General features: G+C 62.1%; 16 protein-coding genes and 1 pseudogene. 11 read left to right on the top strand and 6 right to left on the bottom strand.

Translation table 11 applies throughout. The annotated features are described in order from the left end of the window. Positions 1 to 28: 28 nt before the first annotated feature. The 6 genes from ACQY9S_RS01140 to ACQY9S_RS01115 form a co-directional block, all read right to left on the bottom strand. Positions 29 to 745, bottom strand: coding sequence for an ABC transporter ATP-binding protein (locus ACQY9S_RS01140; RefSeq protein WP_428422738.1), 717 nt, complete (start codon positions 743 to 745; stop codon positions 29 to 31). Between the two features lie 8 nt (positions 746 to 753). Next, positions 754 to 1,626 carry an alpha/beta hydrolase gene (locus ACQY9S_RS01135; protein WP_428422737.1) on the bottom strand — a complete coding sequence of 291 codons (873 nt, stop codon included), beginning with the start codon at positions 1,624 to 1,626 and terminating at the stop codon, positions 754 to 756. A 119-nt stretch (positions 1,627 to 1,745) separates the two neighbouring features. Then, positions 1,746 to 2,996: an ABC transporter substrate-binding protein gene (locus tag ACQY9S_RS01130; protein ID WP_428422736.1), complete on the bottom strand. Its 1,251-nt coding sequence runs from the start codon at positions 2,994 to 2,996 to the stop codon at positions 1,746 to 1,748. A 57-nt stretch (positions 2,997 to 3,053) separates the two neighbouring features. Then, a complete protein-coding gene (locus ACQY9S_RS01125; protein ID WP_428422735.1) occupies positions 3,054 to 3,869 on the bottom strand; it encodes a tRNA U-34 5-methylaminomethyl-2-thiouridine biosynthesis protein in 816 nt (271 codons plus the stop codon). 12 nt (positions 3,870 to 3,881) lie between these two features. After that, on the bottom strand, positions 3,882 to 4,868 hold the full coding sequence (cnbCb, locus tag ACQY9S_RS01120; RefSeq protein ID WP_428422734.1) for a 2-aminophenol 1,6-dioxygenase subunit beta: 987 nt from the start codon (positions 4,866 to 4,868) through the stop codon (positions 3,882 to 3,884). A 17-nt stretch (positions 4,869 to 4,885) separates the two neighbouring features. Further along, complete coding sequence (locus tag ACQY9S_RS01115; RefSeq protein WP_428422733.1) at positions 4,886 to 5,287, bottom strand: RidA family protein; 402 nt, start codon at positions 5,285 to 5,287, stop codon at positions 4,886 to 4,888. A gap of 321 nt (positions 5,288 to 5,608) precedes the next feature. Here ACQY9S_RS01115 and ACQY9S_RS01110 point away from each other — a divergent pair, with 321 nt between their 5' ends. The 11 genes and pseudogenes from ACQY9S_RS01110 (at position 5,609) to ACQY9S_RS01060 (ending at position 15,270) form a co-directional block, all read left to right on the top strand. After that, a complete protein-coding gene (locus ACQY9S_RS01110) occupies positions 5,609 to 6,196 on the top strand; it encodes a MarR family winged helix-turn-helix transcriptional regulator (protein ID WP_428422732.1) in 588 nt (195 codons plus the stop codon). Between the two features lie 34 nt (positions 6,197 to 6,230). Then, on the top strand, positions 6,231 to 7,904 hold the full coding sequence (locus ACQY9S_RS01105; RefSeq protein ID WP_428422731.1) for a flotillin family protein: 1,674 nt from the start codon (positions 6,231 to 6,233) through the stop codon (positions 7,902 to 7,904). Positions 7,905 to 7,991: 87 nt separating this feature from the next. Continuing rightward, positions 7,992 to 9,557 carry a methyl-accepting chemotaxis protein gene (locus ACQY9S_RS01100; RefSeq protein ID WP_428422730.1) on the top strand — a complete coding sequence of 522 codons (1,566 nt, stop codon included), beginning with the start codon at positions 7,992 to 7,994 and terminating at the stop codon, positions 9,555 to 9,557. 24 nt (positions 9,558 to 9,581) lie between these two features. Next, positions 9,582 to 10,475 (top strand): LysR substrate-binding domain-containing protein, encoded by an 894-nt coding sequence (locus ACQY9S_RS01095; RefSeq protein WP_428422729.1) that lies wholly within the window; start codon positions 9,582 to 9,584, stop codon positions 10,473 to 10,475. A gap of 165 nt (positions 10,476 to 10,640) precedes the next feature. Continuing rightward, positions 10,641 to 11,537 carry a SphA family protein gene (locus ACQY9S_RS01090; RefSeq protein ID WP_428422728.1) on the top strand — a complete coding sequence of 299 codons (897 nt, stop codon included), beginning with the start codon at positions 10,641 to 10,643 and terminating at the stop codon, positions 11,535 to 11,537. Positions 11,538 to 11,924: 387 nt separating this feature from the next. Further along, a complete protein-coding gene (locus ACQY9S_RS01085) occupies positions 11,925 to 12,785 on the top strand; it encodes a hypothetical protein (protein WP_428422727.1) in 861 nt (286 codons plus the stop codon). Positions 12,786 to 12,834: 49 nt separating this feature from the next. Further along, positions 12,835 to 13,407 (top strand): YceI family protein, encoded by a 573-nt coding sequence (locus ACQY9S_RS01080; RefSeq protein ID WP_428422726.1) that lies wholly within the window; start codon positions 12,835 to 12,837, stop codon positions 13,405 to 13,407. Between the two features lie 3 nt (positions 13,408 to 13,410). Beyond that, positions 13,411 to 14,022, top strand: a complete 612-nt coding sequence (locus ACQY9S_RS01075) for a cytochrome b (RefSeq protein WP_428422725.1) — start codon at positions 13,411 to 13,413, stop codon at positions 14,020 to 14,022. 18 nt (positions 14,023 to 14,040) lie between these two features. Further along, the gene (locus ACQY9S_RS01070; RefSeq protein WP_428422724.1) at positions 14,041 to 14,598 is read left to right on the top strand and encodes a YceI family protein; all 558 of its coding nucleotides are present in this window, start codon (positions 14,041 to 14,043) and stop codon (positions 14,596 to 14,598) included. A 98-nt stretch (positions 14,599 to 14,696) separates the two neighbouring features. Continuing rightward, positions 14,697 to 14,852 (top strand): annotated as a pseudogene (locus ACQY9S_RS01065) (DUF1427 family protein); the annotation flags it as partial. A 31-nt stretch (positions 14,853 to 14,883) separates the two neighbouring features. Next, positions 14,884 to 15,270 carry a hypothetical protein gene (locus ACQY9S_RS01060; protein ID WP_428422723.1) on the top strand — a complete coding sequence of 129 codons (387 nt, stop codon included), beginning with the start codon at positions 14,884 to 14,886 and terminating at the stop codon, positions 15,268 to 15,270. Positions 15,271 to 15,290: the final 20 nt, after the last annotated feature.

Here is a 15,290-nt window from a genome sequence, read left to right as displayed (position 1 = left end):
CCGCAGAACGGGCTGCGTCTTCGACGCGTCATGCTCCGAGATAGACACGCTGGACTTCCGGTAGTTTGATCACGTCGTGTGGCTTGCCGATCGCCAGTACCTTGCCGCCGGCAAGCGCCATGAGGCGGTCCGTTGCGGTCAGCATCGTTCGGATGACGTGTTCGATCCAGATCACCGTGCTGCCCATGTTTCGGATGTGGCGCACGAGTTCGATGAATTCGCTCACCTCTTCTTCGGTCAGGCCGGCCGCCACCTCGTCGATGAGCAGCAGCTTCGGCCGCATCGCCAGCGCACGGGCCAGTTCATGGCGCTTGCGTACCAAGAGCGGCAGCCGGCCAGCGAGCGTGCCGGCGTAGCGGTTCAGGCCGGTCGTTGCAATGGTCCGTTCGATCCACTCGGTGGCTTCTGCACCGGAGAGTCCGGCACCGAAGGTGGCAGCAACACGTAGGTTGTCGAAGACCGTCATCTGGCCGAAGGGACGCGGAATCTGGTAAGTGCGAGCGATGCCACGGCGAGCGCGCTCATGGGTGGCCAGCGAGGTGATGTCTTCGCCCCGAAAGCTGAGCCTCCCCGCGGACGGCACGACGTGACCCGACAGCATGCCGAACAGCGTCGTCTTGCCGGCGCCGTTGGGGCCGATGACGCCGACGATCTCTCCTTCGGCCACATCGAAATCGATGTCACTGGCTACGGCGATGGCACCAAATGACTTGGTGAGCCCGCGCACGCTAAGGACCTCTGCCATGGGTTCGCTCAGCTTCGCGGCGTGTTGGCGGCCTGCAGGACCCACTGGCACAGTGGGCTCTTGGCATCCTCAAAACCGTAGATCGCGGTGAAGTGATTCGCGCCCGGCTGTTCCAGCCGCTTGGCGGCGTTGCCGGCCTCTTTCCACGCTGCAAGGTAGGCGTCGGATTGGCGGCGGAACTCGTCCGGCTCATCACCACCCCAGGTGACCAGCGCCGGCGTGGCCGACGCGCGGACCTGGAAGAGCGGTGAGTTGCGCTGGATGACGCCGTCATCGAACTGCAGTTGCGGCTGCATGCATGAGTAGCGCAGCGGGTGCAGGTCAAACAGACCGCTCACCATGACGGCGCCGGCCATGGGGTCGGGCGCGAGGCCGTAGTCTTCACTCCACTGGGTTTGCGCCAGCATGGCGGTCAGGTGCCCACCTGCCGAATGCCCACCGACGACCACACGCTTTGGATCACCACCGTGGTGCTGGATGTTGCGCAGCACCCAGGCGACCGCCGAGCGCGACTGGCGCGTGATCTCGTCGAGCGACACCTTGGGCAGAAGTTCGTAGTTGACGACCACGGTGGTGATGCCCAGTTGGTTCAGGCCCAAGGCCACGCAACTGAACTCCTTCGAGGTGAGCATGCGCCAGTAGCCACCGTGGAAAAACACAAACACCGGTGCGTTGGGCTCTGCCGCCGGGAAGATGTCGAGCGTTTCCGCGCGCGTAGGACCGTAGGGAATGTCGAGTTCGCAGCGCAACCGGGTGCGCGTGGCGCGGCTTTCCTCGATGTAGTGGCGCGCATACACCATGAAGTCAGGCACCGAGCGCTCGACGTCGTACTGCGCATCAATTTCGGCTTGTGTGGTGAACTGGCGGTAGAGTTTTGACATGGCAACTCCCAGACGGCGGCGCGCGAGGCGCTGGCCGCGTGTGTTGGGGGCAAAGGAGGGAAAGTCCAGCCGCCCGCAGCAAGCGGGCGGCGCTAGGTGCGTGCGTCTCGTGTTGGCGATTACTGCGCGTAGAGCTTCATCTCGGAAGTCTTCTTCACCTCGGGGTAGACGGCGTTGTAGACGTTCTCCTTGACGAGCCGCTTTGTTGCGGCGTCGTAGCGCCACTGCGCTCCGCCGAGCGGCTGCACTGAGTAGTGCTGGGCATTGAACTTGACCTTGCCGACCACCGTGTCCAGTGCAGTTGCGTCGAGCGCTTTCAGCACGGCAGCCCGATCTTTCGTTCCTGCGCGCTGGATGGCATCAAACAGCACGTCGTAGGAAGCGTCGTCATAGCCCAACGGCGGAATGAACTGCTTGCCGGTCTGCTTCTCGTAGGCGTCCACGAGGCCCTGGCCGTCATAGCCCCCGAACTTCGACTTGCCCGGGTAGGCCGGCGACCAGAAGTTCACAGACAGTACACCGTAGCCCGCCTTGCCCAGCGCATTCATCGGTTCGGGGTAGCCAGTGCCCTTGTCGATGATGTACATCTTCGGCACAAAGCCGGCCTGCGCAGCTTGCTGCAGATAGTTCTGCATATCCGGCGGCGCCAACACACCCGCGACCACCTCGACCTTGTTGCGCTTGAACTGATTGATGACGGACGAGAAGTCCGGCAGGCCTTGCTGGAAGCGGCCCGGGTCGGTGGGCTTCCAGCCTTCCTTCTTGAAGGTGGGATCGAACAACTGGGCGAACACGGTGCCGTCGGGATCGTTCGGATACAGGTAGCCGATCGAACCATTGAAGCCGCCTGGCAGAGACTTGATCATGCCCACATGATTGGCAACCAGGTCGGGCACGGAGAAGAAGAAGTGGTAGGTGTACTTGTAGGTCTTGGGCTTGCCGTCGGGCCCGAAAAGCCAGGGCTCCACCGGTGTGTTGGAAGTGATGCACGGCACCTGGTTGCGCTCGCACAGGTCGGCTGGCGCATTGGTGGTGTCGGGCGTACCCTGGGCCATCAGGAAGTCGACCTTGTCTTGCAGGATGGCGCGAGTGGCCGCCTCCGCCGAACCGGCCACGGTGCTCTTGCTGTCATAGATCTTGTATTCGATCTTGCAGCTGTCATTGCCAACCTTGAGGCCGCCGGCCTTGTTGATCGGATTGATCTTGGCGTCGTCGACCCAAGGCGTGTCCTTGCCCACGTCCGCAAGCGGGCCGGTGACAGGGACGACGCGTCCGATCTTGATCGTGCAGGCTTGCGCGAGTGCAGCCAAAGGCAGGATTGCGCATGCGCCGCCGACTGCCATTGCAGCCAGCTTCAAGGTCCAATTCATGTCTAGTTCTCCATTGTTCGTGAGGGGTAGATCAGTGACGAAGAAAGGCAGGCGGTCTCAAAGCGTGAACTCGACCACGGCACCGCCGCTGCCATAGAGGGGCCCGTATCCGTGCACTCGTGCGCCGGCGAAGCGGCCCTGCAATGCACCCAGAATCCAGTAGAAGTGCTTGAAGCCCATGTCAGCGCGAGCCTCCTTGGCGAAGTCGGGGAGCACTCGGCGCAGTTGTGGGACGTCGCCTGACTCGATGAGTTGCAGAACACGCTGGTTCCACTTGTCATGCTCCGGGTCTGAGATGCGATCCGCGCCCAGTTCGATCTGATCGCTGAACGCGACGCTGGAGAGTTCACCCACCCCGACGACAGCCACCCGCTTGCCCTGATCGTCCGCGCAGGCGGCCGCCAGTGCGCCGAGCTTCTCGGTTTGCTCGGGGCTGTGGTAGAGATTGTTCGACGCCGCGACGAGTGGGAGAGCCGATGTCCCGATGCCCATCAGCGCGCACGCCGAGATCGTTCCGGAGTCGATGGGGAACCCGTCGTAGTTGACGCCGCGCGCATGCACGCCAATGCGTGCCGACGCTGCCACGCAGGCGTGCGCCAACTCGGTGTCCGAAGCGATGTCGAACTTCATCTCACCGTGCTCGTGCCAGTTGTCGTCGACGTGCACCCCGGCACTCTTGCGGCGTGTCAGCCACTGTTCGTCAAGCACGGCGTACCACTGAGTTGAGTACAAGAGGACGGCGTCAGGACGCGAGGCAGCCAACGCACGCCCAGCGCGCTGATACGCGGCGGCGAGACGACCCCAGGGCAGGTTGTCGGGCTTGAGAAGCGGAAGCGGACTGCCCGGAACTAGAAAAGCGGAAACGACTGGCATGCTGTTTCTCCGTCAGTCGACAAGGCGGGACCGACGTTCATTGGTGGCGGCCACGGCCCCACTCGAACGCGAAGCCAGGCCGCCGGCGGCAGGCGAGTCGAGCGCGCTCAATCCGGCCTTCTTGAGATTCCACTCCATCACCGCATTTCCGGTGCCGATGACAGTGCCGTAACCGTGCAGTTCCCCTGCAAGTTCCGGGTACCCCATGGCCGAATGCATCCATGTGAAGGCGCCGGACTTGACTTCGGCAAACGCTTCCTCGATGAACTGCGGCAGCAGCTTGAACGTCTCGCGCATCTTGCCCTTGCGCATCAGGTCGATCATGCGCATGTCCCATTGGTAGCCAGCGTAGGTCTGCGGGTGCTCCTTGGACATGTCTTCTGGAATGGCGGGCTCCTCATGAAAGTGCCAGTGCGAAAGCGTGTTGCTCGCCAGCAGCACGGCGCGCTTGCCACTCTTTCGGACCGCCTCGCGCGTGGCCGTACCCAGCAACTCCATCGCACCCAGCCCCTCCTTCGTGTTGAGGTAGTAGGGCGTGTTGTTCGCCGAGATGCCAACAATCGGGATATCCCATTGCGGCCGGATCATGTGCAACGTTGTGATCGTCCCGTAGTCGACGCGGAAGTTCGGGTTGCGCATCATCTTCGTGACGAGTCCGAGCTTGCTGCCTTCTTCGCGGCAAGCCTCTGCGAGATCGACGTCGACATCGAGCGAGAAGTTGTAGCGAAAGAGGTTCGGAAAGATCGGGTCCACGGACTTGCCCGTGAGTCGGCGCACGCCGAGAAAGTGATGCCCGACCTGCGTGATCCAGTGCGGCGAGTGAATCAGCAGAACGTCAGGCTTGAGTTCATCGAGGCTTGCACGAGCCCGTTCGTAGGCCCAACGCAAAGGCTCCCAGCCGCCTTGCGACTTCGGCTCGTTCTGTTCGGGGTTTTCGCCGTAGACCAGATGCGGCGGGTGGGGGGCCAGAAAGCCGGCCAGGATTTCGCCTTGTGCCATGGAAATATCCCTTCCTCTCAAATCACCAACTGAAACTCGATCTCCACCGCAGCATCGAGCGGAAGAGAGCGAACGCCCACAAAACTACGCGCGGGTGGCGCGCCGACGACGAAGGCCGCATCCCAAGCGCGGTTCACGTCGGCCGGCGACGCGTCGGCCGAGTGGTAGATGCGAGCCATGATGAGTTGCTCTGACGTCCAGCCATGTTCATCGAGCAGCGCCCAGAGGTTCTTCAGAACCTGACTCGTCTGACCGTGGGCGCCACCCGACGCGAGAGCGCCCGTCGACGCGTCGAGCCCGATCAGGCCAGACACGAACACGAACGGCCCAGCCTTGACGACCGGGCTGTAGCGAAACCTCGGGGCTGGCAAGCTGAGCGTCGGCAGGATCTGACGCTCGATACGATCACTGATGGTCATAGACATGAAGTCCGAAGTGACGAGTAATTATGCCGTACACGTCGTTTCCGTTACGCCGTATACGTCTTATTTATGCGAACTTTAGAGGGCGAACAAGAACTCGTCAAGAACTGATTCGAGAGAAGCTCATAGGTGTTATCCCGAGGCGAAAGACACCATTTCTACCTGCGGCGAGCCGCACCAGACTTCTCCGTACAAACGCTGATACAAGCATTCTTTCTACGCAACTATGCTACGTATACGTGTTAGATTGGTGATCGGAGCGTAGCCCACGCCGCTCGCCGTCAACCCTCAGCGTCCGCTCTCGAACCCGGAAACCCAATGGCCCTATCCAGCACGCGCAAGCCATCCTCAGCCCAAGTTCGCGCGAAGGCCCGCAAGTCATCGCCGAAGGACCTCGCCTTGGCCCATACAGACCCGCGCGACGCGGTCGAGCCATCGGTCAGGCGGATCCTCGACGAGTTCCGGCTTGAGGAAGTGCCTTCGCATCTGCTGCGACGAGCTCATTTCGCTGCAGAGGAGTTGTTTGCTCGTGAGTTCGCAGCTGAGGGGCTGACGCCGCGCCAGAAGGCGACGCTCGTCATCCTGTATCAGCACCCCGGACTGAACCAGAACGAACTTGCTGATCGCCTGTTCATGGACAGGAACACGGTGGCTGAGATGGCAAAGAGGCTTGCGGCCAACGGACTTATCGACCGCATGCCAGCGCCGGAAGATCAGCGCGCCTATTGCCTCTTTCTAGCGCCTGACGGCGTCGCGATGATCAACCGCGTCTTGCCGCGCGACCGCGGCGTCGAGGACAAGCTTCTTGAGAGGCTGCCTGCCGAGTATCACGCGCTCTTTCTCAAGTGCTTGCGGCTAATCGTTGGCCTGCCGGCCCATGCGTCGACCGAGTCGACGTCAGATTGAAACCATCTAAGAACTAACCGACAGGAAGATTCCTATGCAAGTCAACTTCGGAGCGGTCATTCTGGGCATCGTCGTGCTCATTGTCGCTATCGCCATCCTCTGGTGGATCATGTCGAAGCTGTACCAGCGCTCGACGACAGAGCGTGCGTTTGTGCGCACGGGCTTTATGGGGCAACGCGTGGCCATCTCGGGAGGCGCGCTAGTTGTTCCGGTTTTGCACGAATTGACCTGGGTGAACATGAGCACCCTTCGCATCAGCCTGTCGCACCACAACGAGAACGCGCTGATCACCCACGACCGGCTGCGCCTGAACGTGGATGCTGACTTCTACGTCCGCGTGAAGGCCGATGCCGCCTCAGTCGCAGCTGCGGCGCGCTCACTGGGCAGCAAGACAGCTTCAGTGGAGGCGATGCGCCAATTGCTCGAAGCGCGCTTCAACGACGCGTTGCGCACAGCGGCTGCCGAAGCCTCGATGGAAGGACTTCACGAGAACCGCAGTGCCTATTCGACGCGGGTGCGCCAGCTCGCATCAGCGGGCATCGACGGCAGCGGCCTGGAGATCGACAGCGTGTCGATCTCCAAGCTCGACCAGGCGTCGCGCGAGTTCTTCAACCCGAACAACGCCTTCGACGCAGCCGGCCTCACGATCCTCACGGCCGAGATCGAAGAGCGCCGCAAGCGCCGCAACGAGATCGAGCGCGACTCGCAAGTGGCCATTCAACGCAAGAACCTTGCCGCTGAGCAGCAGATGCTCGAGTTGCAGAAGGAAGAGGAGTACGCACGACTGCAACAAGAGCGTGAGATCGCGGTGCGGCGCGCGCAGCAGCAGTCGGAGATCGCCGTCGAGACGCAGGAGATGCAGCGCTTGTCGAAGGTGGCGGAGGTGAATGCGACCGAAGCCGTCGAGAAGGCGCGCCTGGACTCGGACCGAACCCTGCGCGAGCAGAAGCTGCGCCTGGAACAGCAGGTGCAGGAAATCGAAGTCGGCCGCACGCGCGCGATCGGCATTGCCGAGAACGAGCGGCGCGGCGCGCTCGAACTGGCCCAGCAGCAGACCGAGATCGCCATCGCGGAGCACTCGAAGCGACGCAACGTCGCGTTGGCCGAAGCGCAGGCGTCGCGCGCCGACGCGGTCCGCGCAGAGGAAAGTGTCATCTCGGCCCGCGAACTGGAGCGCGCCGAGCGCGAGAAGGCACTCTTCCTGCTGGCCGCCGCCAAGGATATCGAGGCGAAAGGACTGGCCGTGCTCAAGCAGGCCGCCACCGAACGCGAAGCCGCCGGCAAGCGCGCAGAAACCATGCAATTGCTGTCGCAGGCCGAAGCCGATGCGGACAAGCTGCGACAGCTGTCCGCGAAGCTGCGTCACGACGTCGAGGCCGGCGGCCGACGCGCGCTCAACGAAGCGGAAAACGTCATGTCGCCCGACGCGATGGCGCTGCGCGCGAAGCTCGCCGCCATCGAGCGCATGGAAGCCGTCGTGCGCGAAAGCGCCAAGCCGCTGGAACGCATCAGCGACATCAAGATCGTCCACGTGGACGGCCTGGCCGGGCTCTCGGGCGGAGCAGACGGCCAGGCGGCGAACGCCAGCGTGTCCGACCAGGTCATGCACAGCGCGCTCAAGTACAAGCTCCAGGCACCGCTCGTCAACGCCCTGCTCGCAAGCGCGGGGCTCGACCTGCACGACGCGAGCCGCGTGCTGAAGTCCTGACGCCGAGCGCCACGCCCGATCCGGTCCGCACGCGCGCAAAAAGCAGCGCGCCGTCCGGCGGATTCTGCCTTTCTGCCGGAGCCACCCATGCCATTGAAATCCTTGACGGTGGGCAAACGCCTGTCCATCGCGTTCGCCGCATTGCTGGCCTTCATGGTGGCCATCGCCGGCTCGGGTGTCTGGGCGCTGCATGAGGCCAGCGGCAATCTCGACACGGTCGTCAACCGCAACAACGAGAAGCTGTCACTCGCCTACCGGATGCAGGCGGACGTGCTCTCCATCGGCATCGCCATCCGCAACATGGGGCTGCTGGACCAGGTGGCCGACGTGGCACAGCAAGAGTCCGCGCTGAAGGACAGAAGCAAGGACTACGGGATCGGTTTCGAGGCGCTGAAGGCACGGTCCCAGTTGACGCAGGAAGCGGCGCTGCTCGACGAGTTGATCACGGTCGAGAAGGCGGCGCGGCCGACCATTGCGAACGCGGCCCGCCTCTTCGCGACGACGAGCAACAACGCCGTGGCATCCAAGCCAATCGTCGAGAAGGTAAACAGCGACCAGGCCGCATGGATTGCGACGCTGGTCAAGATCGTCGACTTCCAGCGTGCACAAAGCAGGCGTGCGTATGACGAAGCGAGAGTCGCCGGCCAGCGCGCCACGCTGGTGGTCTTCGCGCTCACCGGCGGCGCCATCGCGATCGGCGTCCTGCTCGCCGGTGGCACCACCCGCAGCATCACGCGGCCGATCAAGGACAGCGTCGAGGTCGCCGAGCGTGTCTCGTCGGGCGACCTAACCCGTCGCCCGCTCGACCTGGAACGCGGCGACGAGTTCGGCCAGTTGTTCACTGCGCTGCACCGGATGACCACGAACCTCGATGGAATCGTCTCGAGCGTGCGGCAAGGCACCGAAAGCATCGCCAGCGCGGCCAGCGAGATCGCCACCGGAAACTCCGACCTGTCCACGCGCACCGAGTTGCAGGCGGCGACACTTCAGCGCGTGAGTTCGAGCATGCAAGGCGTGGCCGAGGCGGTCGCGCACAACGCCGAGATGGCGCGTGACGCGGGCCGCGTCGTCAGCACGACCGTGGACGTGACGAAGGGCGGCGAAGCCGTCATGGCGCAGCTGATCACGCGGATGAAAGCGATCCGGGCGAGTTCCATCCGGGTCGGCGAAACGGTGGCCTTGATCGATGCCATCGCCTTCCAGACCAACATCCTCGCGCTCAATGCGGCCGTCGAGGCCGCGCGCGCGGGCGAGGCCGGGAGAGGCTTCGCCGTGGTGGCCGGCGATGTCAGAAGCCTGGCGCAGAAGGCCGCCGTGGCGGCCAGCGAGATCAAGCAGTTGATCGCGGAATCGACGTCGAACGTCGAATCTGGCGACAGCCTCGTGAAGGAAGCGGGACATTCGATGGCGCAGATTCTCGCGAGCGTGGACAAGGTGTCTGCGCTCACGCACGAGATTGCCGATGCATCTGAGCACCAGCGAAAAGAACTGGAACAGACGCTCGCGTCGGTGCGCAAGCTCGATGACATGACGCAGCAGAACGCCGCCCTCGTCGAGCAGTCCGCTGCGGCGGCGAACTCGCTTCACCAGCAAAGCCGCTCGGTGGCCAGCGCCGTTGCAGTTTTCAAGGTTTCGGGCGGCGCCGCAGCCTGACCCGCGCCGCAGCGCCGCGGAGCCATGGAACTTCGACACCTTCGGTACTTCGTCGCGATTGCCGACGCGGGCACGCTCTCGCGCGCTGCCGAGCGGGTGTTCGTCACGCAGTCGACGCTGTCGCATCAACTGGCCCAGCTCGAAGGCGAACTGGGCGTCAAGCTGTTCGAGCGCATCGGCAGAAGCCTGCGCATGTCGGATGCAGGCACCGAGCTGCTGCGCCATGCGCGCGGGGCGATCGAGAAGGTGCAGGAAGGCCAGCGCGCCATGGCACAGATCAGGAACGTTGCCACGGGCGACCTGCAGGTCGGCGTCACCCATTCGCTAGTCAATCGACTCATCCCGCATGTGGCCGATGCCTTCGTCAATGCCCATCCGGCAGTGCAATTGCGCATCAGCCATCTGCCAGCCATGGACATCGAGGCCCAGGTGGCGTCCGGCGCCTTGCACCTGGGCGTCGCATTCCACCCGACGAGCGACGAGGCGGTGCTGGGCGAGCACTTGTTCGACGATGACCTCGCGTTGGCGGTGTCGTGGACGCATCCGCTCGCAGGCAGGGACTCGCTCAGGTTCACCGAGTTGAAGGACCTCCCGCTGGCCCTGACGAGCCGCAGCAGCGTCACGCGACGGATTCTCGACAGCAGCTTCCAGCGCGCGGGGATCGAACCGCGGGTGGTGATGGAGATCGACTCCGTCCATGCGCTCCAGCACATCGCGGAGAACGGCATCACCGCGGCATTCCTATCACGCAGGACCACCCCGCCCAGCGACAGGCTCACGCTGATTCGCATGACCGATCCGCTGCCGCAGAGATCGGTGGGCCTGGTGTGGAAACGCTCGACTTACCGCTGTGCAGCAGCCGTCGCGTTCTCCAAGGCGCTTCGGCTGGCTGTCGAGGAATCCTTTCGGCCGGAGTAGTGCGAACAGGCCCAAATGCGGGTCGATATAAACCCCGACGAATGTTCGACCGCATCGATATGCACGGCGCAATTTCTCATTGGATCGAGATGACATGGCTCGGTAGTCTCGATGACAGCGCGGAAGACCGCACCGGCGCATCAATCCAAAACGTTCGAGGACTTTATGAAATTCAAAGAACTTCTCTCCGCCACCCTGTTCTGCGCGGCCTTTGCCGTCGCCACGGTGTCGCATGCCACCGAGGGGGGCGGCTCGGTCTATCCCGCCGGCGTCGAGAACTACACCTGCTGCGCGGTGCCACCTCCTGGCTGGTACGGCATTGCGTATGCCGAGCACTTCAGGTCGGACACGCTGCGCGATAGCAACGGCGACCGCATTCCCGTTCCAGGTTTCAAGGTGCGCGCCAACGTGTTCGCGCCGCGGCTCATCTACGTCACCCCGCAAACCGTGGCTGGCGGGTCGCTGGCGGTGCACGCGATCCTGCCAGTGGTCGATCTGAAGGTCGATGCCGCGGGACAGAGCGACAGCCGCTCGGGCATCGGCGACCTCACACTCGGCGCGGCGCTCGCCTGGCACCACAGCGCCGCGCTGCACACCTTGATCGCCCTCGACGTCTATGCGCCGACCGGCGGCTACGAGGCCGGCCGGCTCGCCAACATCGGCCGCAACTACTGGGCCGTGCAGCCGCTGGTCGGCGTCTCGTACATCGACCCCAACGGCATCAACGCTGACGCCAAGGTGATGTACACGGTTAATGCGAAGAACAAGGACACCGACTACCGCTCCGGCCAGGAATTGATCGTCGACTATGCCCTCGGCTGGGGCTTGGGCAATGGCTGGGTGGTGGGCGCTGGCGGCTATGTCTACGAGCAGACCACCGACGACAGGCAGGCCGGCGCCACAGTCAGCAATGCCAAGGGCCGCGCCTTCGCGATCGGCCCGTCGGTGCGATACGACAGCGGCAAGGGCTGGTTCGCAACGCTCAAGTATCACAAAGACTCGAACGTGCGCAATCGAGCTGAAGGCTCCGCGCTCTGGCTTAAGGCCGTCGTGCCGTTCTGACACTCGGCGGTCAAGTCGACCAGAGACTGCGGCCCTGCCCTGCCTCGAGGCCGCGCCAGCGGCCAAGCTGTACGCGCGGGCCCGACCCACGGGCCTACCTAAAAGATGTGCTCGAGCGGCTGCCGCACCGCTGGAAGCCGGCGGCCTGACGCTTAGCTTCACCCGCGCGCTTAACGATTCACCCGAAGAAACCCGGATAAGCGTTCGACCGGATCGATATGTCCTTCTGAATTGATCATTGGATAGAAGCAGAGGCGCTGGATAGGATGACCGCTTTCGCGAGCGCCATGCACCAAACCGTCGATTGAAAAGTCCTCGGCGCTGGGCCGGAAGGCGGTTGACCATGTATCGAGGCGCTACCAACTCAACATTGTCTTGGAACAAATCTTGAAAACAAAGAAACTTTCAATTGCCTCATCGGTGGCGATGCTGGGGATCTGTGGTAGTTCATTGACTCATGCCGAGGAAACGTTTCAGCTGACGTCATTGACATTTGCCACAACGAAGTCTGCCAAGCTGAATGCAGTCACTGGTGTCGGGAGCGAGTCGGAAAGCCTGCAAACACTCCAGTTCGAGCACTTCGGTGTCAATCGCTGGGGCTATCTGTATTTCGATCTTGAGAGCTACAACGGCCGCCATGTGGGCGCCATACCGGTTATCAATGACGGGGGCCAAGCCTACGATCTTTTCGCCATCGTGACGCCCAGCCTGAGCCTTACCAAGGTGACGGGGACGAGTTTCACCTTCGGACCGATCTCTGACGTGTCATTGATTGCGATGGGTCGCCAAGCGAGTTACTACCGGTACAAAACGTGGGGTGCGGGGGTGTCGCTGAACTTTGCGGTACCCGGGTTCGATTGGTTCGAATCGGGCGTGCTCACGCATGACAGTAGTTGGAACGTAGAGCCACAGACGTTCGCAACCAACACTGGCCAGAACTATCGATTGGACAAGCGCCGCTGGATGTGGCGAACACTGCTGATTTCAAAACCTATCGACATCAGCAGCCAGCGATTCAATTTCAACTTTTTCGCCATTGTCAACAGCACCGGCAACGGCGAGGTTGGAAAACACGGCATCGAGAAGTTCGTCAGAACCGAACTCCTCTGGCAGATTGGTGGTAGCTCCGATCATCAGCTGGGAGTTCGTTACGAGTACTTCAGGCACAAGAACTCACTCTCCAATGGCTTTGGGGACAATAGCTATTCGTCCGGTGCACCGTATCTCATGTACAAATATACGCTCTAGTTGAGACCATAGACATCACCTGTTTGACGACAAATAACTGAAGGAACTTATGAAAAAACACTTCGCCGCAGCGGTGCTTGCGATCGCGCTCCCTGTTGCATCCGTTGCCGCGCCAAAGGGATACATCGTCGACCCGCAGCATTCGGTTCCTCGCTTCACGTACAACCATTTTGGCTTCTCAACCCAAATGGCACGCTTCAACAAGGTGTCTGGAAAATTCTCCATTGACTGGGAGGCCAAGACCGGTACTGTGGAATTCAGTATCGATGCCTCATCGATTGACAGTGGCATCGAGCCATTGAACAAACATCTGCGAGGCCCGGACTTCTTCGACGTCGAGAAATATCCGACGGCGACCTTCAAATCGACGTTGGTGACGTTCGAGGGCGATCGCCCTGTTTCAATCCAGGGCGATTTGACGATGCACGGCGCCACGCAGAGCGTCAATTTCATCGTCACTTCGTTTAAGCATGGACCCCACGGGTTCCTGCAAAACAGAGAGAGCATCGGCGGAACGGCAACGGCAATCATGTCCCGCACCGCCTTCGGTCTGGGGCGCTATGCTCCAAACGTCGGCGACGATGTGACGGTCACCATTTCGCTGGAGGCGGTCAAGGAGTAGGGCGTGGACGCTTCCTCCAACGCCGAACAAGCGAGGGCGCGCTTCGATGACGTCGCCTCTCAGAGCGCCACGCAAGAGGGCGTTGGGGGCCGGACGCGCTACGACACGACGACGATTGTGTTGCACTGGCTGCTGGCACTCGCCATCGTGGGGCTGCTGGTGACGGGTTTCCTGATGGTTGACCTGCCACTGTCGATCAAGAGAGTCAAGCTGTACAACTGGCACAAGTGGGTCGGCGCGATGGTGCTCGTGGCGTCTGTCATTCGCCTCGTGTGGCGGCTGACCCAAACAGCACTGCCGGCTGCCGGGATGCGGATCTGGCAGCGCCGTGCGGCACGAGTAACACACGTTGCGTTGTATGCGCTTTCGCTGGTGGTGCCGCTGTCCGGTTGGTTCTACTCCTCAGCTGCTGGCGTGCCGATTGTGTGGTTCGGGTGGATACCGATACCTGATCTGGTTCCTGCCGATGCGGTACTCGCGCAGTCGTTCAAGTCGCTGCACGCCCAATCTGCTGTGATGCTGACTGTCCTGGCGTCTCTGCACATGGCGGCAGCACTCAAGCACCACTTTGTTGACCGCGACGGTTTGCTGTTTCGCGTATGGCCGGGCCGCTAACCTATCTTCCCTCTGCCCATGAATCGCCGACTATTTCAATTGCTGGTCTTTGGTGCCTGCTGGATTGGCAACGCCTTGGTGCACGCAGAGTCAAAGCTGTTACGCGAACAAGGTGAAATTCTCTTCACGCTTCAGCAGATGGGGGCCCCACTGCAAGGACGCTTTCGCAGCTTCGATGCCCGAGTCGACTACGATCCCAGCGCACTAGCCGCTACGCGCGTCTCGATGACGATCGATTTGGGCAGCGTGTCGCTCGGCGTGTCGGAATTCGACGAAGAGGCCACGAAGCGCGATTGGCTCGCGGTGAGGGCGTTTCCGCAAGCGACATTCGTCAGCAGTGCCGTCAAAGTTATCGCACCAGACCAACTGGAGGTTGCGGGACGTCTGACGATAAAGGGGGCAAGCCGGGACATGACAATTCCCGTGAGACTGTCGCCCTCGGGAAGGAACACCATGGCTACCGGCGCGTTTGTGATCAAGCGCCTTGACTACAAAGTTGGCGACGGCGAGTGGAAGGACACGTCCGTCATCGCGAACGAAATTCAGGTGCGTTTCAAGTTCGTGCTAAGCACCTGACGCCGCCCAGCGGCGCAGCCGCCTCGGGCCGAGAGCTACCCGGCGGCAGTGCATCCCCAATCTGGCGCACGAGCGCCCCTTGATCCACCGAACTTTCGATGAAACCCTATCTTGCTTCTCTGGCTATCGGTGTCCTGGTCGGCGTGATCTACGCTCTCTTCAGCATTCGCTCGCCCGCCCCTCCGGTGATCGCGCTGGTCGGCCTTTTTGGGATGCTTGTTGGCGAGCAGCTTCCGGACCTTGTCAAGCTCCTGTTTCAATAGTGATCCACCGGTAGGTTTGGTGATGACCAAGCTCTTGCGAACTCCCGTGTTTTTCGGATTGGCGGAGCCGGTGGTCGATCAAGTGCTAGAGCACCTTTCCGACTTCTCGGGACCGCCTGATCGATGCTTTGTCTACGGCTCGGACATGCAGTTGCTAGGGGCGCTGGTCGAACAATGGAAGACCCGCGTGGAGATCGTCGTCGTGCTTGTTCCTCAGCTTGGTATCGACACGCTGGACGCCGCCATCTTGATCTTGGAGCATGAGGGCTTGGAACCCAGCGCCGCTGCGTGGGTGTGCGGCACGGCCGAAGCAGCGGAGTTGAGCCGTGAGTGGCGCGCCGTCGTGTCAACCGGCGACACTGACGCCAAAGCCATCGCTGAAGCACTGGCGCAAGAACTGTCCCGCTAATGTGCGTTCGGCAATCCCCT

The organism is Methylibium sp., assembly GCF_965279545.1.
GTDB lineage: Bacteria > Pseudomonadota > Gammaproteobacteria > Burkholderiales > Burkholderiaceae_C > Methylibium.
Note: the sequence above shows the minus strand (reverse complement) of the source record. Positions and strands in the feature narration are given on the sequence as shown.